Genomic DNA, 26,731 nt, shown 5'->3' with positions numbered 1-26,731 from the left:
TTGTGATATTAATGGAGAATGCTTGGCTCATTCCGCTGTTCCCGCTTGTATCCTTTCTATTCCTTCTTCTATTCGGTAAAAAGCTCAAAGAAGCAAGTGCCTTCGTTGGAATTTTAGCGACTCTTGCCTCACTGGTATACTCCATCCTAGTGCTTCTCGAGCGCTTGACGGAGTCCACCTTCAAAGCTGAAACCGTTTGGCTGACAATAGGGGATTTACAACTGACTGCGGGCTTTGAAGTAAACCAATTAAATGCATTGATGCTGGTGATCGTATCTCTTGTCAGCTTCCTTGTGCATACCTATTCAAAAGGATATATGCATGGTGATGAGCGGTTCCCGGTTTTCTATGCTTATCTAGGGTTATTTACATTTGCGATGTTAGGTCTTGTAATCTCGCCGAATCTTCTTCAGACTTATATTTTCTGGGAGCTGGTTGGTGTAGGTTCATTCCTGTTGATCGGATTCTATTTTTACAAAGAAAGCGCCAAAGCGGCTGCGAAAAAAGCCTTTATCATGACCCGTATCGGGGATGTAGGGCTGCTGATTGGGATGATTTTATTATTCTGGCAAACTGGCAGCTTCGAATATGATGAGATATTTGCAGCAGTAGAAGAAGGCGCAATTTCCGGAACAATGATTACCTTGACTGCCATCCTGATTTTCATTGGGGCAGTTGGTAAATCAGGTCAATTCCCGCTTCACACATGGCTTCCTGACGCGATGGAAGGCCCTACGCCAGTTTCTGCGTTAATCCACGCAGCGACAATGGTTGCAGCGGGTGTTTACTTAGTCGCATCGCTGTTCCCGCTATTCAATGCCAGTGAAACAGCTATGATGACGGTAGCGGTCATTGGTGCCTTCACGGCCATCTTTGCTGCTACAATTGGTCTTGTACAGACTGATATCAAACGCGTTCTTGCGTTTTCAACAGTCAGTCAGCTAGGCTATATGATGCTTGCATTAGGATCTGCCGGCTATGTTGCCGGAGTATTCCATTTGATGACTCATGCTTTTTTCAAAGCATTGTTGTTCCTTGCAGCAGGTAGTGTCATTCATGCTGTACATACTCAGGATATTGAGAAAATGGGCGGGCTTTGGAAAAAGCTTACGTTCACTGGACCTCTGTTCCTGATTGGGACATTGGCAATCAGCGGCGTACCATTATTTTCAGGATTTTTCAGTAAAGATGAAATTTTAATCGCTGCATGGGCTCACGGAAATTATGGTTTGTTCTGGTTAGCAGTGATTGCAGCATTTTTCACGGCATTCTATATGTTCCGTCTGTTCTTCATGGTCTTTGCCGGTGAGGCGCGCAGCGAGATGAAGAATGTCCATGAATCACCGTCAGTCATGACAATGCCAATGGTCGTTCTCGGTGTTCTTGCTGTTATCGCTGGTTATGTGAACACACCTTGGTTCGGCACTTTCCTTGGCGACTGGCTGACTGAGGGCAATGAAAACCTTGGCCATGGACACATCGAAGGTCCGGCATGGATTATGGTTGTTGCGACAGTCGTATCATTACTTGGTATTCTGCTTGCGTGGATGATGTACAGCAAAAAGTCCATTTCCCGAGACTGGCTCAGCAGCAGAGCGCCGATCGCATATGGCGTTGTGAAAAATAAGTACTATATCGACGAAATTTACAGCCAGACGATCGTGTTTGCTGTGAAGGCAATCAGTTTATTCCTGCGTTTTATCGAGCTCTTCCTTGTTGAAGGCCTAGTGAAACTGACAACTGCTTCTGTTCAGGCCCTTGGTAAAACTGGCGCTAAACTTCAAAGCGGCCAGGTACAGACATATGGCGCAATCGCGTTTGTCGGTTTGGCAGTTCTGATGGTCATCTTCGCGTTAACAGGGGGGTATTTATAATGGATTTTAACTATTTTCTTACCTTGCTTGTATTCTCCCCTTTGCTAGGTATTCTGCTTTTGGCGTTCATGCCTAAAGCGAATGAATCAGGCATTAAAATGCTTGGCGTTTTAGCGACACTTCCGTCACTTGTTTTGGCACTGATCGCCTATTTTTCCTATCGCGGCGGAGCAGACCTTGCTAATCTTTCGGAAAAATTCCGCTGGATCCAGTTTGGCGGACCAAGTGCCGAGCAAACCGGCATGTTCAGTGTCAATTATGAACTGGGAATTGATGGTTTCGGGCTGATCATGGTCGTACTGACTGCAGTGATTGCAACGCTTGCAGCTCTTGCATCCTTCCATATCAAAAAAGAATGGAAGGGCTACTACATGCTGTTTCTGCTTCTTGAAATCGGCATGCTTGGTGTATTTACATCCCAAAACTTGATCTTGTTCTTCCTTTTCTTCGAAATCACTCTGATCCCAATGTTTTTCCTGATCGGGAAATGGGGTTATTACGAAAAAGAAAAGGCTGCTTACAGCTTCTTGATCTATAATGGCCTTGGTTCAGCGATCCTGCTGATTGTCATCATGGTGTTATTTTCAAGAACAGGCACTTCGAATATCGAAATGCTCAAAATGATCTTGAACACTGAAAATGCGCAATTAGTAGCGCCGATATCAGAGTCACTGAAGATGGGATTGTTGATTGCCTTGCTAATCGCTTTTGGCGTAAAGCTGCCAATCTTCCCGCTCCACAGCTGGATGCTGCGCGTTCACGTAGAGGCGCCGCCTTCAATCGTTATGATCCACTCAGGGATCCTATTGAAAATCGGTGCGTTCGGTTTGATCCGCTTCGGGATGGGGATCTTCCCAGAGCAATTCGAACAATTAACAGTATTGCTTGCAGTACTTGGCGTCATCAATCTGTTGTACGGAGCATTCCTTGCTTTTATCCAGACAGATTTTAAAATGGTTCTTGCTTACTCTTCTATTTCCCATATGGGTATCGTGTTAATCGGACTTGGGGCAAATAATGAAGCTGGTATTCAAGGGGCGATTTTCCAGGTCGTATCTCACGGCTTGATTTCAGCATTATTGTTCTTCCTGGTTGGAGTGCTGTATGAGCGCACTCACACTACTACACTTGCAAATCTCGGCGGCCTTGCAAAAGGAATGCCGATCGCATCTGGCTTCTTACTTGCTGGTGCAATGGCGTCACTCGGCTTGCCAGGGATGTCCGGATTCGTCAGCGAATTCATGGCGTTCTTCGGCCTGTTCAAGGAAATGCCAATCATTGCAGCGGTTGGTACGCTTGGCATCATCATGACGGCCGTTTACCTGCTGCGCGCCGTGCTTGCTATCACGTATGGCAAAGCAGAACGTGAATTTGCCGGTATTTCAGATGTTCGCACGTTTGAATGGGCACCGATCTTGGTGCTTGTGGGCTTGATCGTCCTGATTGGAGTATATCCAAACGTTCTGAGTGAACCGCTTCAGGCAACTTTAGAAACTATCTTGATGGGAATAGGGGGGTGATGAACGATGGATCTAGATACGCTTCTATCATTTGATTGGGGAACGATGACTCCAGAATTCATCATCCTGGGAGTAGCAACAGCCCTATCAGTTCTTGATTTATTCATGCCAAAGCACGTAGACCGGAAAGTGCTTGGCTGGATTGGTTTTATCGGGATTATCGCGTCAATTCTTTCACTGGTGATGCTAATCGGCGGTGAGACAACTTCAATCTTGTTTGATACATTCAGACTTGATTCGTTTGCGATTGCCTTTAAGCTGATCCTGCTTGTTGGTTCGGCGCTCGTCATGCTTTTGGCTATTGATTTTCCGCATAATGAAGGTCTCGAGGATTATAAAGGAGAGTTTTTCTACCTGTTCCTCGCTGCATTGCTTGGTGCAATGATGATGGCTTCAAGCGGCGACTTAATCACCTTGTTCGTCGGACTTGAATTGCTATCGATTCCTTCTTATATATTGGCGGGTATGCGCAAGCGAAACCTGCAGTCTAACGAATCTGCAATGAAATACGTCATTAACGGCGGTATTTCAAGTGCCATCACTTTGTTCGGTATGAGCTATGTTTACGGCTTGGCTGGAACAACAAATTTAAAAGGAATTGCCACTGTCTTCGGAGGAATTTCAGATGGTCAGCACATCTACCTGCTTGGACTGGCATTCTTCATGATTTTTATTGGATTATCATTCAAGCTTGCATCCGCTCCATTCCATATGTGGGCGCCGGATGTGTACCAGGGAGCTCCAACTCCAGTGACAGCGTTCTTGAGTGTTGTTTCAAAAACAGCTGGTTTTGTGATCATCCTTCGAATTCTGTTATCCGTATTCGGATATATTCCGGTTGCTGGTGACGAAGGACAGAAAATTCCATTGCTGTTCGCACTCCAGGACTATATTGGTTTCCTTGCGGGAGCAACAATGATCATCGGTAACGTGGTTGCGTTAAGACAGAGGAACATTAAACGTTTGTTTGCTTACTCAAGCATCGCGCATGCAGGTTATATCCTCGTCGCACTCACAGCCATGTCATTCGTGACCTTCGATTCGATCTGGTTCTACCTGCTTGCTTACGTATTAATGAACCTTGGTGCATTTGCGATTATCCAGCTGATTACTGCGAAGACAGGCTCAGAAGATATCAGCCACTTCGCGGGCCTTTACCGCCGCGCACCGCTTCTTGCGGTCACAATGGGAATCTTCATCCTGTCACTCGCAGGAATCCCGGGAACTGCAGGTTTTATCGGTAAACTTAATATCTTCTTGGGCGCATTGATGGTCGACCAGGCGCATTATGTCCTTGTATCGATTATGATTGCCACAACAGTTGTCTCGTATTTCTATTACTTTGGAATTATGACGCAGATGTTCTTCCGTCCGGCAGCTGACAACGCTAAAATCGAGATGCCAGCAGGAATTACAGCAGTTGTCATCATTACAGCTGCTGCAACAATCCTGTTCGGAGTATTGCCAAATGTGGCATTGGACTTCTTGCATGCGAATTTCAATCAGTTCGTTGATTTTATGAGATAAGACTTTTTGATCTTGAAAGAATCGACTTCGAAACATTCATGAAACGGATTTTGGGGAAAATCTGATTCATCATGGGAGCCGTTTTACACGGCTAAAGGGTAAAATAATGAAGGAAGCTGGCCTTGCAATAACGCGCAGGCCAGCTTTTTTGCTTTTTTCATAAAGTTTTTCTCCTGTTACATGTAACTTTCATTCATATGTACCGTCTAATTACAGGTATGCATCGGCCTTATGTTAAGATAGAAAGGTAATAGGGGGGAAGACAAATGATTTCAGGTATTGGTCCATATGCACTGACCAGCATTATATCCCATTTAGCATTCATCGGTCTTGCCTGGTGGGCACTTCAGGCACTTCAATTTGAAAAGCTGCTCAGGGCTAATCATGTTCTTCAAGCCCGGGTTTTATATATTTTGGCATCGATCGCGCTGGGTTCCACGGTCAGTAATTTCTTCCTTGATTACCTCCAATGGTCACAGCAGCTGCCGATGATCTTTCAATTGGTAAAAAATTAGGTCTTCGTACATGTTTTCAAATTGACAAATATTGAGTAAAATTCATTTTGTTGCAGTTTATTTTGTATGTACATGTTTGTTTTTTCACAAAGAACGTACACCCGGCAAAGTTGACCCGAAAAATAGTGTCAGAAAGTGACGAGAATTCCCAAGTATGTGATTGGCTCTCCTGGTAACAATGGTAATAAGGGGAGAGTGAGATCGACATGAAGAAAATTTCGTTTTTTTTATCAATTTTTGGCATTATTGGTTTTATTGTGCTTCAAGCTGGGAATAAAACGACTGTAGCTGATGCTGAACATGAGATCCAGACTCTGGCCTCAGTTTTGCAGAACGAAGATATTTTGATCACTGGGTGGTCTTTATATGCAAGGGAAACATTGGAAAATGTGAATGGTCAAGAAGATGTAGAAGGTCTTGTCGAAGATTTGAAGGCTAAGCTACCAAATTGGACATGGACTGTGGGCAATGATTCTAACCATGGAGAAATCATTGCTGTATCAAAGTCTTCACGGCTTCATGAAAAAATTAAAATTATTTCTACCGACATAAACGGCCAGGTACATACGTATATCATGTATGAGGTCAGAGGTCAGTCTTGGAATAAAAATACAGAAGCCTTTTTGAGCAAAAATTTACCAGGCAGAATATTTGACATTTTTCGAGGAAATGCCACAACTTTCTCTTGTATCGAAGGCGTTATCAATGATAAGATAAACTCGGCTTTACCTGTTTATAAAAGTAAACTGCTAAAGGCTTTTAACGCAAAGGAAATCGAAGGATTAGAAGAGGATTCATTTATTTCTACATCCGCTTTCTCGCCTTTATTCGACAAATCATTGAGCAGTGAACATGACATGAATATGCAGCTTGGATTACGGAAAACTGACCGATTGGGCGGAAAGACTACCCTTGTAGTTGGCACACCAATCATAACGATTGAATATTAATATAGAGAAATTGGACGCGGAGGGGAATACACTTGGAAAAAATCATCGTCCGCGGCGGACAAAGGCTAAGCGGTTCTGTAAAAGTTGAAGGAGCTAAGAATGCCGTCTTGCCTGTTATCGCTGCAACATTATTAGCAAGTGACGGAAAAAGCGTAATTCGTGATGTGCCAACTCTCTCCGATGTATATACCATCAACGAAGTATTACGTTCTTTAAACGCCGTAGTGGAGTTTGAAAATAACACAATAACAGTAGATGCATCTGGAGAGTTAAAAATCGAAGCGCCATTTGAATATGTTCGTAAAATGCGTGCTTCTGTACTAGTAATGGGATCATTGCTTGCCAGGAATGGCCGTGCTCGCGTAGCGCTGCCAGGCGGATGTGCAATCGGTTCCCGTCCTATCGACCAGCACCTTAAAGGATTCGAAGCAATGGGTGCAACTGTGAAGGTAGGAAACGGTTTTATTGAAGCCGAAGCAGTTAATGGCTTACACGGAGCTAAAATATATTTAGATTTCCCTAGCGTTGGCGCTACGGAAAATATCATGATGGCGGCTGTTCTTGCAAAAGGCACAACGATCATGGAAAACGTTGCAAAAGAACCAGAGATCGTTGACCTTGCAAACTTCCTGAACAAAATGGGTGCGAAGGTTCGTGGCGCAGGTACAGGCACAATCCGTATCGAAGGTGTTGAAGTGTTGTTTGGCGCAGACCACAACATCATTCCTGACCGTATTGAAGCTGGAACTTTCATGGTTGCTTCTGCAATTACAGGCGGAAATGTCCTTGTAAAAGGCGCGGTACCTGAACACTTATCTTCATTGGTTGCCAAGATGGAAGAGATGGGCGTTACAATCATTGAAGAAGAAGACGGTCTTCGTGTCATCGGACCTGAAACGCTGAAAGCAGTTGATATCAAGACAATGCCACACCCTGGATTCCCGACGGATATGCAATCCCAGATGATGGCACTGCTATTGCGTGCTCAAGGCACTAGCATGATCACAGAAACGGTATTCGAAAATCGTTTCATGCACGTGGAAGAATTCCGCCGCATGAACGCCAACATTAAAATTGATGGACGTTCTGTCATCATGAACGGACCATCTGATCTTCAGGGAGCAGAAGTGGCAGCAACAGACTTGCGTGCAGCTGCATCATTGATCCTGACTGGCCTTGTTGCCGATGGAATGACTCGCGTGACAGAATTGTATCACCTTGACCGCGGATACGTTGATTTCCATCTAAAGCTGGCTGCCCTTGGCGCAGACATCGAACGCGTAAGCGAAATCGAAGAAATGCCAGTGACTGAGAACCTCGTTTCAGATATGAACGCATAAATCAACATACCCAATAAACCGTAGAATTGTGCATATTAGTATAGTTCTGCGGTTTTTTTCTTTTTATACGATTTTATTTGGGTTATGAGTAATTCTAGTTATAAAATATCTGTCCAATTTCATTTTTTAGAAGACAATCATTTTTGCCAAATAGTGAATGCTCAAAAATTGTGTCATAAAAGCTTGTCCCCCTCCATAAGAATGAATTGAGACGGTAAGAACCGCCTTAATTTCATAATGGAGGCTTTTTTTATGTTAAAATTCAAACCTTTCATCGTACTAGCTGCAATCCTATTCGCTGTCACACTCCTCATACCAACTATGCTCGTCCTCCCTTTTATGGAAGAGAAGGCAGGCGGTAAGCTGGGAGAAGAGCTCAAGAATGATGCGAAGGATGCCGCGGCGGTGCCGTCCGCAGATTCGGCCGTTGAAGTGGCCGTATACCGCACTGCTTTGTCAAAGACAGAGAAGCTTCCACTGGATGAATACTTAATTGGCGTTGTAGCAGCCGAAATGCCAGCTGAATTCGAGCTGGAGGCATTGAAGGCGCAGGCGCTGTCGGCAAGAACCTATTATGTAAAACAAATGATGAGCCCGAATAAAGTCGGCGTTCCCGCAGGTGCTCAGCTGAACGATACAACCATCCACCAGGTCTTTAAAAATAAAGAAGAACTGAAGAAGCAATGGGGCGTAGATTATAAATGGAAAATCAAGAAAATTGCCGAAGCTGTAAAAGCTACTGACGGGCAGGTGCTGACTTTTGACGGGGCACCGATCGATGCAACCTTCTTTTCAACGAGTAACGGCTTCACAGAGAACTCAGAGGAATACTGGGCCAATGCTTTCCCGTACTTGCGCAGCGTCGAAAGCCCGTGGGACTTGAAATCACCTAAATTCCGCAGTGAGACCGTTATGACCGTTGCTGCGTTTGAATCAAAGCTGGGTGTTAAGCTGCCGAATTCCGCTACAATCGGCAAGGTCATTTCCCGGACAGCCGGAAACAGAGTTGGAAAGATTGATATAGGCGGAAAGGTTTTAACCGGCAAGGAAGTACGCGAAAAGCTCGATTTAAGATCCAGCGACTTCTCCTGGGTGATCAAAGGGCAAAACGTGATCATCACCACCGAAGGCTTCGGCCACGGTGTCGGCATGAGCCAATACGGCGCCAACGGCATGGCAACAGAAGGCAAAACCTACAAGGACATCGTTACGCACTATTACAAGGGTGTTGAGATCAGTTCTGCGGATAGTCTGATGACGAAGGTGACGGCGAGGAAGTAGGAATGGACTGGGGTTGCTTGCAGTTGGAAAGCCGACCTATGATGTTCAAAATTGAACCAAATAAGGATTACAAGGCCAGGGCAAAGTGCGCCCTGGCTTTTTAGCGCGTTTGGGATGGATTTGATTTTTTATTATTTTTCGCGGGATCGAAAAATGACTCGAAGTCTTTGGGCATGTGGTAGATGCGGCCTTTGTTTGTGCCTGTGAATGGGAGATTCAAAGATAATAAAATGTCAGTGATCGTCTTGGATGATACACCAGGGCAAAACTCTCTGCACATCTGGTTTTTAATAGTAGTACTAATAAGGAGGAAAAAATCTTTTACAGTTTTAAAATGTGCCGTTTTGGATTTATACTTACACATTGGACACCGCCAAACCCATTTTTCCCGTATCATGCCATATGTTAAACAAGAAGGACATTGAACCCCTTTTTGAAGGTCGTCTGGTGTTAGGGAATATTGTTTCAGAATGTCCGGGTGGTGTGGGGAATGATTCTTTAGATATGACTTGGATAACTTTTTTACTTCCTTATCAGTAAAACTTGGATTTGAAATGGTTTCTTCTCTCTGAAGAACGCGATTTAATAATACATCTCCCTTTACGATCAAGTTATTCAGGGACCGGTCACTTACCTTGATAATAGTAGATGGATTACTGATGGCAACAAGATGATAAATGGGCGGGACACTGAATTTATGGTTTTGCAGCCATCTTTTCAAGTGCCAGACTTGCATTTGAACCTGGTTAATGGGATTATCGTATGATTTTTCTTGTTCATCCTTTGTTTGAATCATTTGGTCGGAATGTTTATCAAAGAAAAGGGTTCCGGAATAGGCTTTGGTTTCAATTAGAAGGATATAACGAAGAGTTAAAATGAGGGTATCCATCTGGAAATGCCATTTTTCATCTTGAAGGCGTAAATCCCGAAAGATGTGGTAACCTTTTTCCGGTAAAAAACTTAAGCGGTAATCCGTTTGCAGCTCACCTTTGTAACCGGCACGCCAGGCTCTGTAATCTTGCTCGATCAATGAGGTTTTAGGATGATTTGGTATGATCCTATCCATTAAAGCTTTATACATAAGAAGCCGAATGGGGTATGTCCTTTCTTTTTCAATCAAATGTGTCACTTCCTTATTATTTTTTATATGAATTCTTTTTTTACACGGAAATTACCTGCTGATGTAACTGTTTGATTATGAAATTTTTATGTCTGAATAACCATTTGTCATTATATCTACGGTTGAAGAGAATAAATGAACGGTTGCTGAAATTTTATCTACGGTTGAGTGGAATTTATAACCGGTTATCCCCATTTTATCAACGGTCGGTGCTTTGAATGGACGAAGTCACTATTAAACACAAAAAGCCAGCCTCAATCCCAAGGCCAGCCGCTAAAAAACCGTAATTAATCTCTTTTATCCTCGAACGCGTCCCTCAATCCCACGCAAAACCCTCCCCAGTCTCACAAACTTGCCGCTGAAGTAAGCATGATGAATGAAGTGGGATGCCGCTAAAACCCCAATGACATCTTTTACAAAATCAATGACGGTTGAGGACCGGTACGGGACGAAGCTTTGGTGAATCTCGTCGAGCAGTCCGTACGAGATGGCCACACCCATGAAGATGAAGCTTAAAGCGGGTGTGAAGCGGCCGGTCGTCAGTGCCGCTAAAACTAGGAATACATATAAAATCCCGAACTCTACCAGGTGAAGAGACTCTTTTAAAAAGCGATCGACACTATGGTCCGGAAGTTCAATGACAGCGGTATCTGGCAGGCTGGACATAATCCAGATCGCAGCCATATAGGCAAAAGGCAGAATTCGTAAAAACCAAGCTAGTAACTTTTTCATGATAAACCCTCACTTTATATTGTTATAAAAAGACGGAATCTAGCACAAAACTTGAAATTCCCCCCGCCCGAAAACACGATGGTATTCAGCACAAAACCTGGAATTTCCCCGCCCGAAAACTTTTTTGCATAAAATAATCACCTTTGTCGAAAAATAAGCAGTAAAAAATTTTTCAACTCTATGTATATATTTTTTCGCATCTGTTCAGACTGATTGCTGAGGTGATGAAAATGAGAGAGGAAAGATCTTCTCAAGACAAAAAGAACAGCTTTTTCAAGAAGCGGTGGGTGTATCCAACAGTTTATATTGCTAGTGCCGCAATCATTCTAACTGGTGTCCTATGGTATCAAAACAGCGGTAGCAACGGAACAGATCAGACGGAGTACAAAGCGACTGATATGCCTGGCAAAAAATTCAATGACCAGCCAGCAGTTGAAGTTAACCGCGCAATGGAAAACTTTGTAATGCCAGTGGTGAGTGAAGACGACGCTGTCATCCAAATGGGATTCTATGATAATGACAGCAAGGCAGAAGAGCAAGAAGCAGCTCTAGTGTTCTATGACAATACGTACCATCCGAACACTGGATTGGACATTGCTTCTAAAGATGGCAAGGAATTTGATGTTGTTGCTTCATTAAGCGGTACTGTCACTAAAGTCATGGAAGATGGTTTACTAGGAAACGTCATTGTAATCGAGCATGACAAAGGTATTGTAACACAATATCAATCAGTTAAAGACTACGAAGTTAAAGTTGGCGACCAAGTCGAGCAAGGACAAGTCATTGCGAAATCTGGTACAAGCCTGATCAATGAAAAGGCTGGCAACCACGTACACTTTGAAATCCGTAAGGACAATGTCCCTGTAAATCCGCATGAGTACTTCAACAAGTCGCTTAGCGCATTGCAGGAAGCAGAAATTACGAACGAAAAAGCTGCTACTGATGGAGATGCAGGCAAGTCCGAAGAAGCTACAGAAGAAGGTGCAGCTGATCAAGAAGGCGCACCAGCAGATGACAGCGTAACTCCAGATGAAGAAAAACCAGCAGATGACAGCTCTGACAAAAAAGACGCCGGTGAAGACAAAGACGCAGGCCAAGACAAAGACACTTCAACTGACTCAGAAGAATCAACTAACTCTTAAACAATAAATACTTTAACACATTAACGTCCTGGGGGTCTGACCCCCAGGACGTTAATGTGTTAAAGCGGCATGGGCTGGTTCTTTCTTTTGTTACTTGGAATTGATATGGTAAAATCAGACGGGAGGAGGGGTACATATGAAACGGATGTTTTTGTTTTTAGTAGGATTTATATTTTTTGCAGTATTCGTCGCTGGCTGTAGCAAGGAACCGACTCCGGAGGAACGTTTTTCGCAGTATGTGAAGCTGTGGAATGATCAGAAGTTTGAAGAGATGTATGGATACCTATCTGAGGAAGCGAAGGGAACGATCTCGAAGGAGGAGTTCGTCAATCGCTATAATAAAATTTATAAAGATTTAGAGATTAACAAGCTGAAGGTCAGCTATAAGCAGCCGGAAGAGGAACAGGAGCATAAGGAAGACCAGACCTCACTGCCTTTTTCGGCGAAAATGGAGAGTGTCGGTGGGCCAATTGCGTTTGACCATGAGGCCACTCTCGTAAAAGAGGAACGGGATAAAGAATCAAATTGGTATGTAGATTGGGATACGACTTTTATTTTCCCTGAACTGGGATCTGGGGATAAGATTAGTTTCCAGAATGTGAAAGCGGAACGAGGCGCCATTCTTGACCGGGAAGGGAATGGACTGGCGATCAATGGAACAGCCCTGCAAATTGGTGTGGTTCCTGGCGAAATGGGCGAGCAAAAGGACCAAATCATCAAGAAGCTTGCCGGGATGCTCGATATGTCTGAAGAACAAATCAATAAGGCGCTGAATGCGAGCTGGGTAAAGCCAGAGCATTTTGTGCCGCTGAAAAAAATATCAAGGACAGATGAAGCGCTTCAGGAGAAAGTGTTTGCGCTAGCCGGTGTTACCAGCCAGCAAGTTGGAGCGCGTGAATATCCGTATGGCGAATCCCTTTCCCACCTTCTTGGCTACATCGGTCCTGTCACCGCCGATGATCTTGAAAAACTTGAGGGCAAAGGTTATTCAAGCACGGACTTCATCGGCCGGCGCGGCCTGGAACAGGTGCTTGAAGAGCAGTTAAAAGGAACAAACGGAATCAAAATTTCGATTAAAAAAGAAAACGGAACTGAAAAAGTGCTGGCAGAAAAACCGGTCGTAAATGGAAAGGATATAAAGCTGACAATTGATGTGGTCATGCAGGAACAATTATATGATCAACTCAAAGGAAAGGCTGGCACATCGGCTGCGCTCAATCCAACGACAGGTGAAACGCTCGCCCTGGTCAGCTCACCAGGCTTCGATCCAAACGAGATGACGCTTGGAATCTCGCAGAACAAGCGCAAATTGCTAGAGGAAAATCCACTGCAGCCATTCCTTAATAGATTCAAGCTTACGTATGCGCCAGGCTCCGTTCTCAAGGCCGTTACGGCAGCCATCGGACTTGAAAGCGGTAAGCTTACGCCGAAGACCGCCTATGAAATCAACACAAAGCAATGGCAGAAGGACGCTTCATGGGGTAATTACAAGGTCACCAGGTATTCAGATATCAAAGGAAACATTGATCTGGAAAAAGCGCTCATATACTCGGACAACATTTATTTTGCCAGAGCCGCACTTGAGAAAATCGGCGCTGATACCTTTGCGGAGGGCCTGAAGAAGTTTGGCTTTGAGGATCAGCCGGAATATTTGTATCCAATGGAGCCATCGCAAATTGGCAAAATGGAAAGTGAAATCAGTCTGGCCGATTCAGCCTATGGGCAGGGACAAGTCGAGATGAATGTGCTTCATCTGGCTGCAGCCTATTCGCCTTTGATGAACAAGGGTAATCTGATTAAGCCGATTCTTGGAATCGAAGACCAGCAAGGACAGGTTTGGAACGAAAACGTAATCACTCCGGAAAACTCAGCAACACTCAATAAGATGCTGACCAAGGTCGTCACGGATCCAAGGGGTACCGCACATAGTGCCATGATGGCCAACTATCCGCTTGCCGGAAAAACTGGTACAGCAGAGATCAAACAGAAACAAGGTGAGAAAGGCAAAGAACTCGGATGGTTCGTCGCCTACAACCCTCAATCTGCAGACCTGATTGTCTCGATGATGATCGAGAACTCAGGCTCCAAAGATGTCGTTACAAGAGTAAAAGCATTTTATCAGCTAAGACAGCAAAGTGGATTATAATGGATTAAGGTTCAGCCAATAAGGCTGGACCTTTTTTTGTGTGTTCAAAGATAACCGACATTAAGTCTAACCATGTCAAAATGAGTCTCCAGCCCCGTTTAAGTCAGAGCCAGCTTGGACAGATACGGTGAGATAAATTTTTTATGGGGGTAGAGTGGATAAATTGGGGGTTCAGTCCTACAAAGCAACTTTTTGGAAAAATGAGTAAATGTGCCTAAAAATTGAAAAGGCATTTTTCACTGAGAATGAATAATACGTTTTCACAGAAGGAAAAACGACCCATAATAATACAAAAAATAGTTCGAACTAAAGATATATTCAACAAAAATTACAATTAAATTAGTTAAAACGAACTATTCCTTATTTTGGTAAATATTTGACTAAAATGTGAACGGGTGATAGTAAATAAAGAGGAGAAATTTTAATTTTTTAGGTTTATTAACTTAGTAAACTGGGAATTTGAAAATGAACATTTCCAATTCTTTCATAAAAAATAAAAAATAACCATTAAGGGGAATCAATGCAGGATGTTAGAGTCAAAAAGGAGAGCGACCATCTTTTTGCTACTTGCCTTTCTTTTAGCCTCAGTGGCTGGATACCTCGTGTATCAAAAAGTAAAGGACTTAAACTCAGAGTTGGGGGGCATGACGAAAATCTATGTTGCGAATAGCGACATCCCAGCGAGGACACTGATCCAGGAAAATCAAATCACGACGATGGAAATCCCAAATAAGTTTTATGTAAAGGGTTCTCACGTCGTGAAAAAAGATGATTTAGTCAATACAGTACTGGTTGTTCCTGTTTCCAAGGGAAATATCATAACCGAAAACATGCTAAAGCCATTCTCAAATCTTAGAAATGAAAATAACCGCCTCGTCTCCATGTATCCTTCTGAAAAAATACAATTCGACCAGGTAATCGAAGCACTTGACCGTGTTGATATTATTGTTTCTACCGACGATAACGGAAAGCAAAAGACGGAAATCTTCATGAGGGATGTACCCGTAGCATACGCACAGGGAAATGGTAAGGATTTCGCAGGAGTTGCGCTTGAAGTAAGCATGGAAGACGCGCCAAAACTTATACATATCCAGAACTACGCAGACAAGGTCCGGGTGCTGAAAGCAAACGTCGGCAAAGGCGATACGATGAATACAGCAACCCCACCAGAAACGGATACAACCAAAGAAGGTACTGAACAGAAGACGCAGCCGACTGGTACACAGCCGCCAAAGGCCCAGCAGCCAGCAGCAACCACGCCAAAAAAGACAGACGCGACAAAACCAACAGGTACCAAACCGGCAGATAATAAACAAACCGATACAAAACAAAGTGGTACACCATAAAGAATCTTACTTGTTTCAAACCACAAAACATTAATAATTAACTTATATCAATTAAGCATCATGGTAAAAATTCATTCTGCCTCTAAAAAAAGGCAGTAACTAAATAAAAGGCTCTGTTAGCCCAATGTTATATCAAATCCTGTTGATTGTAGTGGAAGGCGCGAAGACTCCTGCGGGCGCAGCTGGACAGGTGAGACCCCGCAGGAGCGAAGCGACGAGGAGGCTCAGCGCCAGCCCCTAGAAGAATTTGTTTATGAAATAGCCGGCAGTTGGGCTTTTTCATAATTCTTCCGCGGAAAGCTCAGCGCCTGGAACGAAAATCAACAGCCTTGTTTAACAGAGCTAATAAATAAAAATGATGGTATGAGGGGAACCGATGGAAACGAAACTTAAGATTTTATTAGTCAGTGATGATGAGGTCATTCATAACCAAATTTTAAATGGCATTTCTGGGAGTTATCCAATCCAGCTGATCGCACCCGGTGATGTTGTCCGGGAGATTAACCGCGATGTTCAGGATATTGTCATTTTTGTCCAGGCGGATGGGGACATTGAAGTTGAGAGTATTCAATATATCAAGTCGGTAAGTCCGTCAACACTTGTTATTTTTATCGCGAAGAATTCGGATTTCTCACAGCTCCGGAATATCACAAAAGCGGGGGCTTCTGAATTTTTTGTTTACCCTGAGGAGCACGGGTTATTTATTAGCCGGTTCCCATCGATTTTCCAGAATTATGAGCTGCAAAAGCTGAAGCAGGATACTTCATTCTCTTCTTTTGCAGGCGGACGCGGAAAAATCATTACGGTTTTCAGCGGCAATGGCGGCAACGGTAAATCAAATCTTGCAGCAGCACTTGCCCAGACAATCAAGCTCGAGTCTACCGCCGAGGTTATCTTAATCGATTTAAACCTACAGTTTGGCGGAATCGAAACGCTTTTATCCATCCAATCGAACCGTTCGATTGCCGACCTGACTCCGGTTATCAATGAGCTGAATGAGAGCCATATCCGAAACGTATCGCAGAAGCTGGAATCATCGAAATTAGAGGTTTTAATCAGCCCATGTGATGCGGAAACTGCGGAAACGATTACCGAGGAATTCGTCGCTAAATTGCTTAGGACGTGCAGAAGAAGCTTTGACTTCGTCATCGTCGACCTTCCTGCTTATATCAACAGCAATGTAGTCACTGCACTTGAGGAATCGGATCAAATCTATTATGTCCTCACTCCGGACACTCCTGCGCTAAAAGTGCTGAAGCAGTTCGAGGAGCTGGCGGTAAGGCTGGGGATGGAGCTTCCATCAAGGACGGCCATTGTCCTCAACAAACTGGCCAAGGAGAACGAGGTGCAGGAAAAGGACTTAAAAACGTTCCTGCGCTTCCCGATAGCCGCAACAGTAAGGCATGATATCAAAGGGCTGCAGCCTTTTATCAATAAAGGTGAGCCGGTCAGAAAAATCGCAAAAGAAAAACGGATGATCCCTTTTGCTAAGGACGTAAGAAAATGGGCGGTTTCTGTATTGAAATAGGGGGATTCATGAATGGCATCTTTATTTGATAAACGAAAAGAAAAGGTCGTTGTCTCTGCGAAACTTCAATCCTATCAATATGAAAACCATCTTGTGGATGAACTTGTTGAACATTACAAAGCAAGGCTCTTAAGAGACACGAATCTTGAAGCGCTGACAAAGCTGACACAGGGTGAAATGAGGCTCCGTATAGAACAGCTTGTCTCACAGTTTATGTCCGAGGAAAAGGTCATTATCTCCCGCCATGACAAAGAGATCTTGATCACAAGGATCCTTGATGAATCGGTCGGTTTCGGGCCGCTTGAGCCGCTGATCAATGACCCATCCATCACGGAAGTGCTGATCAATGGGTCTGAAGAGGTCTATGTGGAACGACTCGGTAAGCTCGAGCTTTCGGATGTGAAGTTTCGCGATGATGATCATGTCAGGCATATTGTCGATCGAATCGTAGCGCCGATCGGCAGAAGGATTGATGAAAGCTCGCCAATGGTTGATGCGAGACTTCCGGACGGCAGCCGTGTGAACGCGGTCATATCGCCAATCAGCTTGAATGGCACGCTTGTCTCGATCCGTAAGTTCAGAAAAGAACCTTTCAAGATGGAGGACCTATTAAACTTCCATACCTTGAATTCAGCGATGTCAGAATTCCTTGAGGGCATCGTCAAGGCAAAAATGAATACATTGATTTCTGGAGGAACTGGCAGTGGTAAAACGTCCATTCTAAACGTGCTTGCCGCTTCGATTCCTTTCGGTGAACGCGTTATTACAATTGAAGACTCCGCGGAATTACGTCTCAACAGGCCAAACGTGGTCGGAATGGAAGCAAGGCCAGCAAACGTCGAAGGCAGCGGTGAAGTCACCATTCGTCAGCTTGTTAAAAACTCACTGAGGATGAGGCCCGACAGGATCATTGTCGGTGAGGTTCGAAGCGGGGAAGCATTTGACATGCTCCAGGCGATGAATACCGGTCACGAAGGCTCGCTGACGACCGTTCACGCCAACTCGCCGGATGACGCACTGCGCAGAGTCGAGGCGATGGTCGTCATGGCCGGAATGGATTTGCCGAGCCATATCGTCCGTGAATATATCGTCGGTGCCCTAGATATCATCGTCCAGGCGACAAGGCTGACCGATGGTTCACGTAAAATCGTCTCTATCTCCGAGGTCGTGACGAAGAAGGATGGCTCACATGAAGTAAGGGAAATCTTCCATTTCAAACGGACTGGAATCGGACCTGATGGGGAAATCATCGGGCACTTCACGCCGACAGGCTATATACCGGAATGCTTGAGCAGGCTGAAGGTTTTCGGAATCAACATTCCTGAATCAGCCTTTACCCCTGTATACGAGGAGGTGAAACAATGACGGAATTTATCGTTTCGACCCTGTCTGCTTTGGCCTTCATCATCGCGATTTATTACATCCTTGACTACCGGAAGGAAAAACGCGAATGGAAGAAGAGGGCGAATGAGTTTTATCTTGATGGTGCAAAGCGGAAGAGTGTGCTCGTCGTTTGGGGAGACCGGTATGACAGGACAGAAGGTGCCCAGCCTCTTTATGAAAAATTAAGGGCAGCAAACATCCCGTTGACACCATCGGAATACATTGGAGCCCAGATCGTAGTCTTCATGGGGCTGGTTATTGTTTTACAGAACTTCTTCAGCATTCAATTCCCGACCAACCTGATTGCTGCTGCAATCGTGCTTGAAGGCGGGAAACGGCTTTTATTTTTACTGAGAAAAAATAAGATGAAACAGCGTTTGGTGGAACAGCTCCCGGAAATATGCCGCACGCTGGCTAATGCCACGCGTTCGGGGATGACCCTGACGCAGGGAATCAATATGGTCGCCCAGGAAGCAGCCGAGCCTGCAAAGGGAGAGTTTAGAAGGCTTGCACAGGAAATTTCCCTGGGAATTGATTTCAACGCCGCGTTAAAAGCGATGGAAAAACGACTTGAAAGCCGGGAATTTCAGCTGTTCGTCGCCACATTGTTAATCCAGAAAAAGGCGGGCGGAAATTTGTATTCCGTTCTGGATGAAATGGGCCAGACGCTCGAGGACCGGAAAATCCTGCTGCAGGAAATCAAGACGATGACGGCGGAACAAAGATATGTCTCCTATATGGTGCCAGTCCTGCCGATTTTCCTTGTGTTGATGATGAATAACGTCATCGATGGCTTCATTGACCCATTGTTTTCAGGGATCGGCATCATCCTGCTGTTATTTTTCCTGGGTGGTACCGTTCTTACGTTTATCCTTGTCAGAAAGGTAACCAATATAAGGGTGTAATCTCATGGATGGATTAATTATTATTGTCATTTGCCTGTCACTGGCGTTTTTGGCGATTTCCTTAAGAAGCTATTATAACTATCTGTTATCAAAAGAGAACCTGAAGAAAGAGATTCACGAAAAAACCTATATCTACGATGCGTTTGAAAGAAAGATCACAAGAAAAGAAAAGTTTTTAACGAAAGTGTTCGAGTATGCGGATGATTTCTCATCCATTGGCCAAAGGGTCAACTTTTTCAGTGAGGATCATGAGGTCAGGAAGCTGCTTATGCACGCCGGTTATCCATATGGCTTAACGGTCGAGCGGTTCCAGGGATTAAAAATGTTCATGATGGTCGTTGGATTAATCATTGGCGGCATTGCCCTCGTTCTGCAGCTTCCGATGTCCCAGATTGCCGTCATTCTTTATCCAATCGCAGGATACTTTGCAGTCGTCATGTGGCTGAAGCGGAAGGCGAAGGTGCGTCAGGAAGAACTGAGCTTCCAGCTGCCCGACTTCCTCGATACGATGAGTGTTACGCTCCAGGCGGGGGTAGGGCTCGACCAGGCGCTTCGGGATATCGTTCCTTATTTCGAGGGACCAATTAAAGAAGAGTTTGGCCGGTTCATCCAGGAAACGGATGTAGGGGTGCCAAGGGCAGAAGCCTATAACACTTTGCTCATACGAAATGACAGCCGGGAATTCCAGACCCTGATCCGCTCCCTGATTCAGGGAGAAAGACTCGGGGTGCCGATTTCCAGGACGTTCAAAAACCAATCCGAGGAAATGCGCAAAATCAAGAAGGAAAAGATCAAGGAGCAGGCTGCAAAAGCCTCACCAAAGGTAACCTTGATCACCACCTTCCTCGTCATGCCATCCGCCCTGATCTTAATCGGCGGACTGATGGTCATCAATCTATTCAGCGGCAATTCAAATCTATTTGATTTATTTAAATAAGAAACCAACAATCTACTAACAAACAAAAGGGAGAGATTCTACGATGAAAAACTTAATGATCAAAGCATGGACAAAAGTTATGGTACCTGTAAGAAACGAAAGAGGAGCACAGTCTTTGGAATGGTTAGGACTTGCGGCATTATTAATTCTTGTTTTGGGAATTGTTTCTCAGGCGGTCAGCAGCAGCCAGGGCAGCATTACAGGTGTTATTACGAAAATCATTGATAAAATCACGAAAATGGTTGGCTAATATTTTTCAGGAAAAGAAATTCACAGCAATACTCTAAGGTGGGGAAAGAATGAAAGCAATCAAACACTTCCTGGTTTTATTGATTGGTCTTATCGTTTTTGTTTCAGGCTGCAGCCAGGAAGCTGAGAAGAGCAAAGAACCTGCAGATAAAGCTAAAACTGCAGAAACAAAACCAGCTAAAGATGAAAAAGCGAATGAGGATCAAGAAAAAGAAGAACCAAAGGAAGAGTTGGCTGTGGAACCTTTGCCAACAACCTATCAGGAGCTTGAGGCATTGTCTCAGGGACCATATCATGATTTAAATTACGATCTGACTGAAGAAAATCAACAGATGTTTCTGGAGACATTCAAGGAGCTTCCTGATGTGTCCGGAACTCCTTCTGAAAAAGAGCTTGATCTTTTTTACAGCGAAGTGCTGAAGATGGTCCAGAAGGATTATAAAGGGCCTGAGGAAGCCATAAAGCGTCTGAAGTTCCAGTCAATTGGCAGTCCTGAGATGAAGGATACCCGCTATCAATTTAAAGAAAACTTGAACTTAGAAATTATTCTGGATGCTTCAGGAAGCATGGCTCAGGAAGTCAATGGCAAGGTAAAAATGGATGCTGCTAAGGACGCAATTAATCAATTCGTACAAAAGCTTCCGAAAGATGCCAAAGTTGGCATCCGGGTCTATGGCCATAAAGGAAGCAATGCCGACTCTGATAAACAGCTTTCCTGCAGCAGCAGTGAAATCATGTACCCGATCTCAAGCTTTGATTCTGGTAAGTTCCAGTCGTCGCTGGATAAAATCAAGCCTACCGGCTGGACGCCAATCGGTCTTGCTTTAAATGAAGCAAAGAAGGATTTAAGCCAGTTTGATGGGGCGACGAATACAAACATCGTCTACCTGGTAAGTGATGGGGTTTCGACATGTGAAGATAACCCAGTTGAAGCAGCAAAGAGCCTTTTTGGTTCAAATATAAAGCCAATTATCAATGTAATCGGCTTTGATATCGATAATGAAGGGCAGAAACAGCTCAAAGAAATTGCGGCAGCGACAGAAGGTATTTATACGAGCGTGGCAGATGAATCCGAACTAAGCGACGAACTATCACAGATAAATCAGTTGGCTGAATCGTGGGATGAGTGGAAAAAGAAAGGCATGCAAAGCATTGACCTCAAAAAAGTCCAGAACAGCCTGGATATCTTCGTCTATATCACTCGTGAAGAAGTGAAGAGCCAGAAAGAGAAGGATCTCATCAATCATGTGGCTTTTGTTTTATGGCAGAATGAAATGATGACAGCTGAATCTCGTGTTTACATTGAAGAAAAAAATCGTGAATACCACGACTGGATCGATTCCGAGATACTGAAATTCAAGGAAGAACTCCATACTTTGAACGAAATGAATTATTCAGAAGCAATCAAGTCACTTGAAGAAAAGTACCAGCAAAATTCCCAATAGCGGGGTGAACGAATTGCGTGAAAGGACATTTAATCGAATCTTTGCCATATCGATGATTGCCGTCCTGCTATTCTGGAACGTCATGCCTTATATGGCAATGGCCGGCACCTTCATAACGCCGGGTGAAGCGATTAAGCCGGGTCAAACATACAAGCCAGGAAAGCCGATTGATGGCGGACAATTTATCATTCCGGGCAAAGTATACCAACCGGGAGAAGCGGTTAAGCCAGGGGATGCGGCACAGTCTGGAGAAGCTGGCGGGGCATCGGGAACACCGATTATCCCGCAATCCCCAAATGCCTTAGGTCTATTCATCATCCCGAATGTTCCGCCGCCACCCCCAGGTGCCTTTTACTGGGAGTTCATCGGGATTGAAGGTGGAAGTCCTCTTCAGGGAGGTCAAGGCCCGAACGGAGGCCAGGCTGTGAATGGCGGCAATGGTCCGACAGGAGGCCAAGGCCCGAATGGAGGTCAAGGCCCAAATGGAGGCCAGGGCCCTAACGGTGGTCAAGGTCCGAACGGAGGCCAAGGCCCAAGTGGTGGAGAAGGTCCAAGCGGTGGTGAAGGCCCGAACGGAGGCCAGGGCCCGAATGGAGGTCAAGGTCCGAACGGAGGCCAGGGCCCGAACGGAGGCCAGGGTCCAGATGGAGGTCAAGGCCCTAATGGCGGTACATCTGGTGGAGGAGCCGGAGCATCAGCCGGAAATGGCGATGCTGATGGTTCACCGTTAGATGGAGTGAAGACGACCGCGGATTACGCTAAGAAAGCTAAAAAGTTTCTTGTCACCTATCCAAAAAGATTAGGTGAGATTCTGGATGGTACTCTCTCTCTTGCTGCCGGGTTCAGGATCAAGGATTTGAACACTGCAACTGGGAACAAGAACCTCTATCAAATTCTCGGGAAAAATAATGTTGTAGATAACAACAACAAGTTTAATAGATGGTTAAATAAGAGGTATAACAATTATCTTCAGAGCTTTAAAGAAAATAAGCTGATCCTGAAAGGGAACCAGAAAACGGTAACAGATGCTTTTGGAAAAAAGACGAACGTGGTTACTAAGAATTTAAGAAGTGGCACGACTGTTAAAGCTAAACATATTGATAAGTTCTTCAAGGAAAATATGAGTTTTAAAACCGTGACCTCAAAAATAGGCAAGGAAATGTCGGAAAACTGGTTTGGTATTAATAATCCGTTAAAACCATCAAACTGGAAAAGCGGCAATATCATCAATAAAGAATTTTTCAAATTAAGCAAAGTAGCTAAAGGAAACGGGATTGCGAATGTCCTGCTTTCTGTTGCTCCAAGAATCAGTGATTTTGCTCAACAAGAGAATAAATCTGCGCACGTAACAGATTTTGCAGCGGGAATTACAACCGATGTAGCATTTGGAGTTGGGTCTACAGCAGTGAGCGCTGGAGTCGGCTGGCTTGCAGCAGCAGGAGCTGGAGCAGCGGCAGGTTCCGTGGTACCTGGAGTGGGAACGGTTGTAGGAGCAGTGACGGCAATTGGGATATCTCTTTTCCTGGAATCAAAAACAGGAAAGAGCATTAAGGATAGCGTTCAAAAAGGAGTCAAAAAGCTGTTTGATGGTGTGAAAGGAAAACTGTCAGGAGTATTTGGCTAATTAGGAAAGGGAGAGTGAGTATGGTCAAAAATACAACAATACTAACAATAGGTCCGCTGGTGATTGGAGCTATTACTCTCCCAATCCCGGATTTTTCAATGGTTTACATGTGGGTGGCACTTGCCCTGTTCGTGCCTGTGTTTTTATTTGCTGTCTACCTTGACCTTACTGGGAAGTCAAAAAAATCAAGTAAGCTAAGAGGATACATTGGTTACTTTTGTCTGGTCTTAAGCTCTATTTATTTTGCTTTGCCAGCAGTGAAGCTTTACCAGGATCGGCCGTTTATTCAGTTAGTCATTATAGGAATCTGGATCGCTGCTTCGTTCATTACCTTCCGATATCATCGTCTCATGCATGCAATTGTTTTTGCCGAGAGTGATCGCTACCGTAAGTTTACCTTTCTTTTACACGGAACAATGGGTTTAGCGCTAGTAGCTGGAGCAGGAGGTTACTACAAAGCGGCAGAGTATTTCTCTTATGCATTTGGACCAAATGCAACATTTGCCTATTTTTCACTTATTCTGCTCATTGGATCCCTCTGGCTGGGAATCTTCGCGCAGAGTACGGTCGGTGTTTTTACAAAGTTTAAATAGCTTGCGGGGTGGAAAAATGAATGCCTTTATCAAGACATTGGGGATCTCAATCCTTCTTATGATGGGAACTGGTTTTATCGGCGTCGTGGTGATTCAGGATATCTTCAATTTATCAATTTTTTCTCTAATTATCACTTACTTTTTAAATGGATATATAGCATCCGCAACAAATACTGTTTATCCCTATTTCAATGCATATATGACCGCTCTCGCCCTGGTCATCATTAATTTGGCATTCTCGTATCTGGTACTCGGACTGAACATACTGATCAATCCTGATGTGGTGTTTTATTCTTTATTGACCGGTACTTGTGTATCACTTGCAGGTGCATACGCCAAAATTTTTATGAGAAACAGGAGCATGGCCCATGCTTAAAGATATTTTCTATTATTATAATCAGAGCTTGCTGAAGATACTTGGTTTTACGATCCTGGTCATTCTTCCAGTTCAAATTTTTCTGTACGGCTGGATTTACTATTTTAATCAGCTTGACCTGAACCGTATTGAGACAGTTCTGGCACTCTACGTGTACGTATTGATGTTTATCCTTACAATGAAGCCATTCCTTGAATTATACAAACACTTGAAAATAAACGAAGATTACAGTCTGAAAAGTATGCTGAAAACATTCATTTCGTCGTTCGGATTTGTGTTTTTTGGTTCAATGATCATCTTTTTGCTGTCTTATATAGGAACTACTTTATTTATCATTCCCGGACTCATCCTGCTGACCATAGCATTTTTTCTGCCCTTTTATAATGATGGTGAAGATAACTTTAAGCTCCTTGCCAAAAAGGCAGTTCATTTTTATAAAAGCAGATTCTTTTCCATCCATCGAGATGTGATTTTGCTAGCCTCTATTAATTTGCTGGTTTGGGCACTATTTGTTAATGGGATTGCACAATTCGATATGAACCTCATTACGTATACGATCTTGCGAATACTGATTAACCTGTTTATTTTTCCGCTGATCTATTTTTATCTGGCGGAAAGGTATGAAGATGTTGCGGAGGTTTAGATGATTTATGGAAAATAGCTTATTTAAAAAAACAAATGTCCCTCTGATGGTTTTCCTGAGTTCTGTTTCTCTTGGAATCTATGTTCCTTATTGGTTTTTGTCACGGCAAAAGAACTTCGAAACGTTAAAAAATAATCTTAATTTTACCGCTCTGAAAGTACTTTTTGGTCTTTACATCTTTTCCTTTATCCTTAATCTTGTCCATACAGGCATTTTTACCGAGCTGGGGATCAATGTCTTTAACAGTCTAGATTTAATCCTTACCTTTTTCGGCCTTGGAATTATGTATTTTTCAGTATTCAGGGCAAGAGATTCGATCGAAGATGAACTGAATGAAAAAGTGTATAACCCTTGGCTTCTCGTTATTTTTCATATTTGGTACCTTCAATATAAATTGAACCGCATGGAATTGAAGGCATAATACAGTGCTTCTAGGCAATTATTTTTAATTATCCGGGGTGTCTCTAATGTCAGGAAAAAATAAACTCAATAATGAAAGAGGCGCGATTACCTTTGAATTCTTAGGAATCCTGCCGTTCTTTTTTATGTTCTTCCTGCTTCTCTGGCAGGTGGTCGCCTCCGGATATGCAGTTTTCACGGCAAAAACGGCGGTCAATAACGCAGCTAAAACGTTTGCAGCGACCAATGATATCAATGAAGCGGAGCAAGTGGCAATCCAAACAATCGGGACCAGCTCGGTAATCAACTACAAGAACATGCAGGTTGTTTTCCTTGATGGCCAGGGGAAGTTTGAAATGAAGCTGTCTGCAAATCATCCGCTTGTGTTTGTTCCATCTCCATGGAAAAGTGCTGCTTCACTAGACCTTAACCAGGAGGCAATTGGCAAGGTGATGGTGCCATGAAGTATCTCCGCAATGAGAGAGGGAACGCCGTCTTTTTCATGCTGTGGCTCCTTGGTATTGTAGCGATCCTTTTTTTGATCGTCTTGAACATTGCTAAAGTTTTTATTGTAAAAGAACATGCCAGCCTTTCGGTTGAGCAGGCGGCGATTGCCGGGACTGCGGCGATTATTGAAAAGACGAAGGAAGCGGTTAAGGATTTCGACAGCGGGCCAGAATCCGTCGCCCAAAAAGTCCTCGATGGTGGAAAAAGCATTGAAGATTTGATTACCGAAAAGGAAGCGGAATATACGGCAAACGGTGCTTCTGAAGCAGATGCCTTTATTAAGGCTGCAAACGATGTGCTGCCGCCTAGGCTTGATAAACACCCGTTATTAAAAATCGCATTCCGGAATAGGCTGGGTAATGACAGCAGTGACCTTTACGCGGTAGCCACGGCGGACATCCAGGATATCATTAATGCCAATAATGCGAACATGGAGGATACAGAAATCCTTTTTGACGAGGACGACTGGCGTCTGGAAGTGAAATCAACTGCAACCTTTCAGTCCATCTCTGATAACAAATACATCCAGGACTTTTTAGCGAAGATCCCACAAGGTGGCTATGGTCCGTCTCTATCATATTTAGAATCTGTCTATTCAGGCGGACTTCCGATTTTCCCATAGAAAATTCCTTTCGATCATCGAGAGGGA

General features: G+C 44.0%; 25 protein-coding genes. 23 read left to right on the top strand and 2 right to left on the bottom strand.

Annotated elements, in window-relative coordinates; all coding sequences use genetic code 11:
- The first annotated feature begins 11 nt into the window (after positions 1-11).
- From nuoL to spoIID, 7 genes are all read left to right on the top strand, one after another.
- Positions 12-1,874, top strand: coding sequence for an NADH-quinone oxidoreductase subunit L (nuoL, locus tag AABM38_RS22980; RefSeq protein WP_423408470.1), 1,863 nt, complete (start codon positions 12-14; stop codon positions 1,872-1,874).
- Positions 1,874-3,394, top strand: coding sequence for a complex I subunit 4 family protein (locus AABM38_RS22975; RefSeq protein ID WP_423408469.1), 1,521 nt, complete (start codon positions 1,874-1,876; stop codon positions 3,392-3,394). Before nuoL ends, AABM38_RS22975 begins: the two co-directional genes overlap by 1 nt.
- A 6-nt stretch (positions 3,395-3,400) precedes the next feature.
- Positions 3,401-4,921 carry an NADH-quinone oxidoreductase subunit NuoN gene (gene nuoN, locus AABM38_RS22970; protein WP_423408468.1) on the top strand — a complete coding sequence of 507 codons (1,521 nt, stop codon included), beginning with the start codon at positions 3,401-3,403 and terminating at the stop codon, positions 4,919-4,921.
- A 266-nt stretch (positions 4,922-5,187) separates the two neighbouring features.
- On the top strand, positions 5,188-5,436 hold the full coding sequence (locus tag AABM38_RS22965) for a DUF1146 family protein (protein ID WP_335377328.1): 249 nt from the start codon (positions 5,188-5,190) through the stop codon (positions 5,434-5,436).
- Between the two features lie 206 nt (positions 5,437-5,642).
- Positions 5,643-6,386, top strand: a complete 744-nt coding sequence (locus AABM38_RS22960) for a YwmB family TATA-box binding protein (RefSeq protein WP_423408467.1) — start codon at positions 5,643-5,645, stop codon at positions 6,384-6,386.
- Between the two features lie 32 nt (positions 6,387-6,418).
- Positions 6,419-7,726 carry a UDP-N-acetylglucosamine 1-carboxyvinyltransferase gene (murA, locus tag AABM38_RS22955; protein ID WP_423408466.1) on the top strand — a complete coding sequence of 436 codons (1,308 nt, stop codon included), beginning with the start codon at positions 6,419-6,421 and terminating at the stop codon, positions 7,724-7,726.
- 252 nt (positions 7,727-7,978) lie between these two features.
- On the top strand, positions 7,979-9,007 hold the full coding sequence (gene spoIID, locus AABM38_RS22950) for a stage II sporulation protein D (protein WP_423408465.1): 1,029 nt from the start codon (positions 7,979-7,981) through the stop codon (positions 9,005-9,007).
- A gap of 100 nt (positions 9,008-9,107) precedes the next feature.
- Here the strand turns inward: spoIID and AABM38_RS22945 are convergent, their stop codons facing one another.
- A complete protein-coding gene (locus AABM38_RS22945) occupies positions 9,108-10,127 on the bottom strand; it encodes a nuclease-related domain-containing protein (RefSeq protein WP_423408464.1) in 1,020 nt (339 codons plus the stop codon).
- A gap of 297 nt (positions 10,128-10,424) precedes the next feature.
- Positions 10,425-10,859 (bottom strand): VanZ family protein, encoded by a 435-nt coding sequence (locus AABM38_RS22940; RefSeq protein ID WP_423408463.1) that lies wholly within the window; start codon positions 10,857-10,859, stop codon positions 10,425-10,427.
- Positions 10,860-11,089: 230 nt separating this feature from the next.
- Here AABM38_RS22940 and AABM38_RS22935 point away from each other — a divergent pair, with 230 nt between their 5' ends.
- The 16 genes from AABM38_RS22935 (at position 11,090) to AABM38_RS22860 (ending at position 26,704) form a co-directional block, all read left to right on the top strand.
- Positions 11,090-12,001, top strand: a complete 912-nt coding sequence (locus AABM38_RS22935) for a peptidoglycan DD-metalloendopeptidase family protein (protein WP_423408462.1) — start codon at positions 11,090-11,092, stop codon at positions 11,999-12,001.
- Between the two features lie 136 nt (positions 12,002-12,137).
- Positions 12,138-14,147, top strand: a complete 2,010-nt coding sequence (locus AABM38_RS22930; RefSeq protein ID WP_423408461.1) for a penicillin-binding transpeptidase domain-containing protein — start codon at positions 12,138-12,140, stop codon at positions 14,145-14,147.
- 644 nt (positions 14,148-14,791) lie between these two features.
- Positions 14,792-15,493, top strand: coding sequence for an SAF domain-containing protein (locus tag AABM38_RS22925; protein WP_423408460.1), 702 nt, complete (start codon positions 14,792-14,794; stop codon positions 15,491-15,493).
- Between the two features lie 376 nt (positions 15,494-15,869).
- Complete coding sequence (locus tag AABM38_RS22920; RefSeq protein ID WP_423408459.1) at positions 15,870-17,021, top strand: AAA family ATPase; 1,152 nt, start codon at positions 15,870-15,872, stop codon at positions 17,019-17,021.
- A gap of 12 nt (positions 17,022-17,033) precedes the next feature.
- Complete coding sequence (locus AABM38_RS22915; RefSeq protein ID WP_423408458.1) at positions 17,034-18,386, top strand: CpaF family protein; 1,353 nt, start codon at positions 17,034-17,036, stop codon at positions 18,384-18,386.
- Entirely contained in the window at positions 18,383-19,309 is a 927-nt protein-coding gene (locus AABM38_RS22910) for a type II secretion system F family protein (protein WP_423408457.1), read from the top strand. The genes AABM38_RS22915 and AABM38_RS22910 overlap by 4 nt, the downstream gene beginning before the upstream one ends.
- 4 nt (positions 19,310-19,313) lie before the next feature.
- Positions 19,314-20,246 carry a type II secretion system F family protein gene (locus tag AABM38_RS22905; protein WP_423408456.1) on the top strand — a complete coding sequence of 311 codons (933 nt, stop codon included), beginning with the start codon at positions 19,314-19,316 and terminating at the stop codon, positions 20,244-20,246.
- 43 nt (positions 20,247-20,289) lie between these two features.
- The gene (locus AABM38_RS22900) at positions 20,290-20,496 is read left to right on the top strand and encodes a hypothetical protein (protein ID WP_423408455.1); all 207 of its coding nucleotides are present in this window, start codon (positions 20,290-20,292) and stop codon (positions 20,494-20,496) included.
- Positions 20,497-20,545: 49 nt separating this feature from the next.
- The gene (locus AABM38_RS22895; protein ID WP_423408454.1) at positions 20,546-21,940 is read left to right on the top strand and encodes a vWA domain-containing protein; all 1,395 of its coding nucleotides are present in this window, start codon (positions 20,546-20,548) and stop codon (positions 21,938-21,940) included.
- 13 nt (positions 21,941-21,953) lie between these two features.
- A complete protein-coding gene (locus AABM38_RS22890; RefSeq protein ID WP_423408453.1) occupies positions 21,954-23,564 on the top strand; it encodes a hypothetical protein in 1,611 nt (536 codons plus the stop codon).
- A gap of 20 nt (positions 23,565-23,584) precedes the next feature.
- Positions 23,585-24,157, top strand: a complete 573-nt coding sequence (locus AABM38_RS22885; protein WP_423408452.1) for a hypothetical protein — start codon at positions 23,585-23,587, stop codon at positions 24,155-24,157.
- 16 nt (positions 24,158-24,173) lie between these two features.
- A complete protein-coding gene (locus AABM38_RS22880) occupies positions 24,174-24,533 on the top strand; it encodes a hypothetical protein (RefSeq protein WP_423408451.1) in 360 nt (119 codons plus the stop codon).
- The gene (locus AABM38_RS22875; protein WP_423408450.1) at positions 24,526-25,176 is read left to right on the top strand and encodes a hypothetical protein; all 651 of its coding nucleotides are present in this window, start codon (positions 24,526-24,528) and stop codon (positions 25,174-25,176) included. Before AABM38_RS22880 ends, AABM38_RS22875 begins: the two co-directional genes overlap by 8 nt.
- 7 nt (positions 25,177-25,183) lie before the next feature.
- Entirely contained in the window at positions 25,184-25,597 is a 414-nt protein-coding gene (locus tag AABM38_RS22870) for a hypothetical protein (RefSeq protein WP_335377347.1), read from the top strand.
- A gap of 46 nt (positions 25,598-25,643) precedes the next feature.
- Positions 25,644-26,039: a pilus assembly protein gene (locus tag AABM38_RS22865; protein WP_423408449.1), complete on the top strand. Its 396-nt coding sequence runs from the start codon at positions 25,644-25,646 to the stop codon at positions 26,037-26,039.
- Complete coding sequence (locus tag AABM38_RS22860; RefSeq protein ID WP_423408448.1) at positions 26,036-26,704, top strand: hypothetical protein; 669 nt, start codon at positions 26,036-26,038, stop codon at positions 26,702-26,704. Before AABM38_RS22865 ends, AABM38_RS22860 begins: the two co-directional genes overlap by 4 nt.
- Positions 26,705-26,731: the final 27 nt, after the last annotated feature.

The sequence above is a fragment of the Heyndrickxia sp. MSNUG genome (assembly GCF_049532715.1).
Taxonomy (GTDB): domain Bacteria; phylum Bacillota; class Bacilli; order Bacillales; family Cytobacillaceae; genus Mesobacillus.
This window is presented reverse-complemented; position numbering and strand designations above follow the sequence as displayed.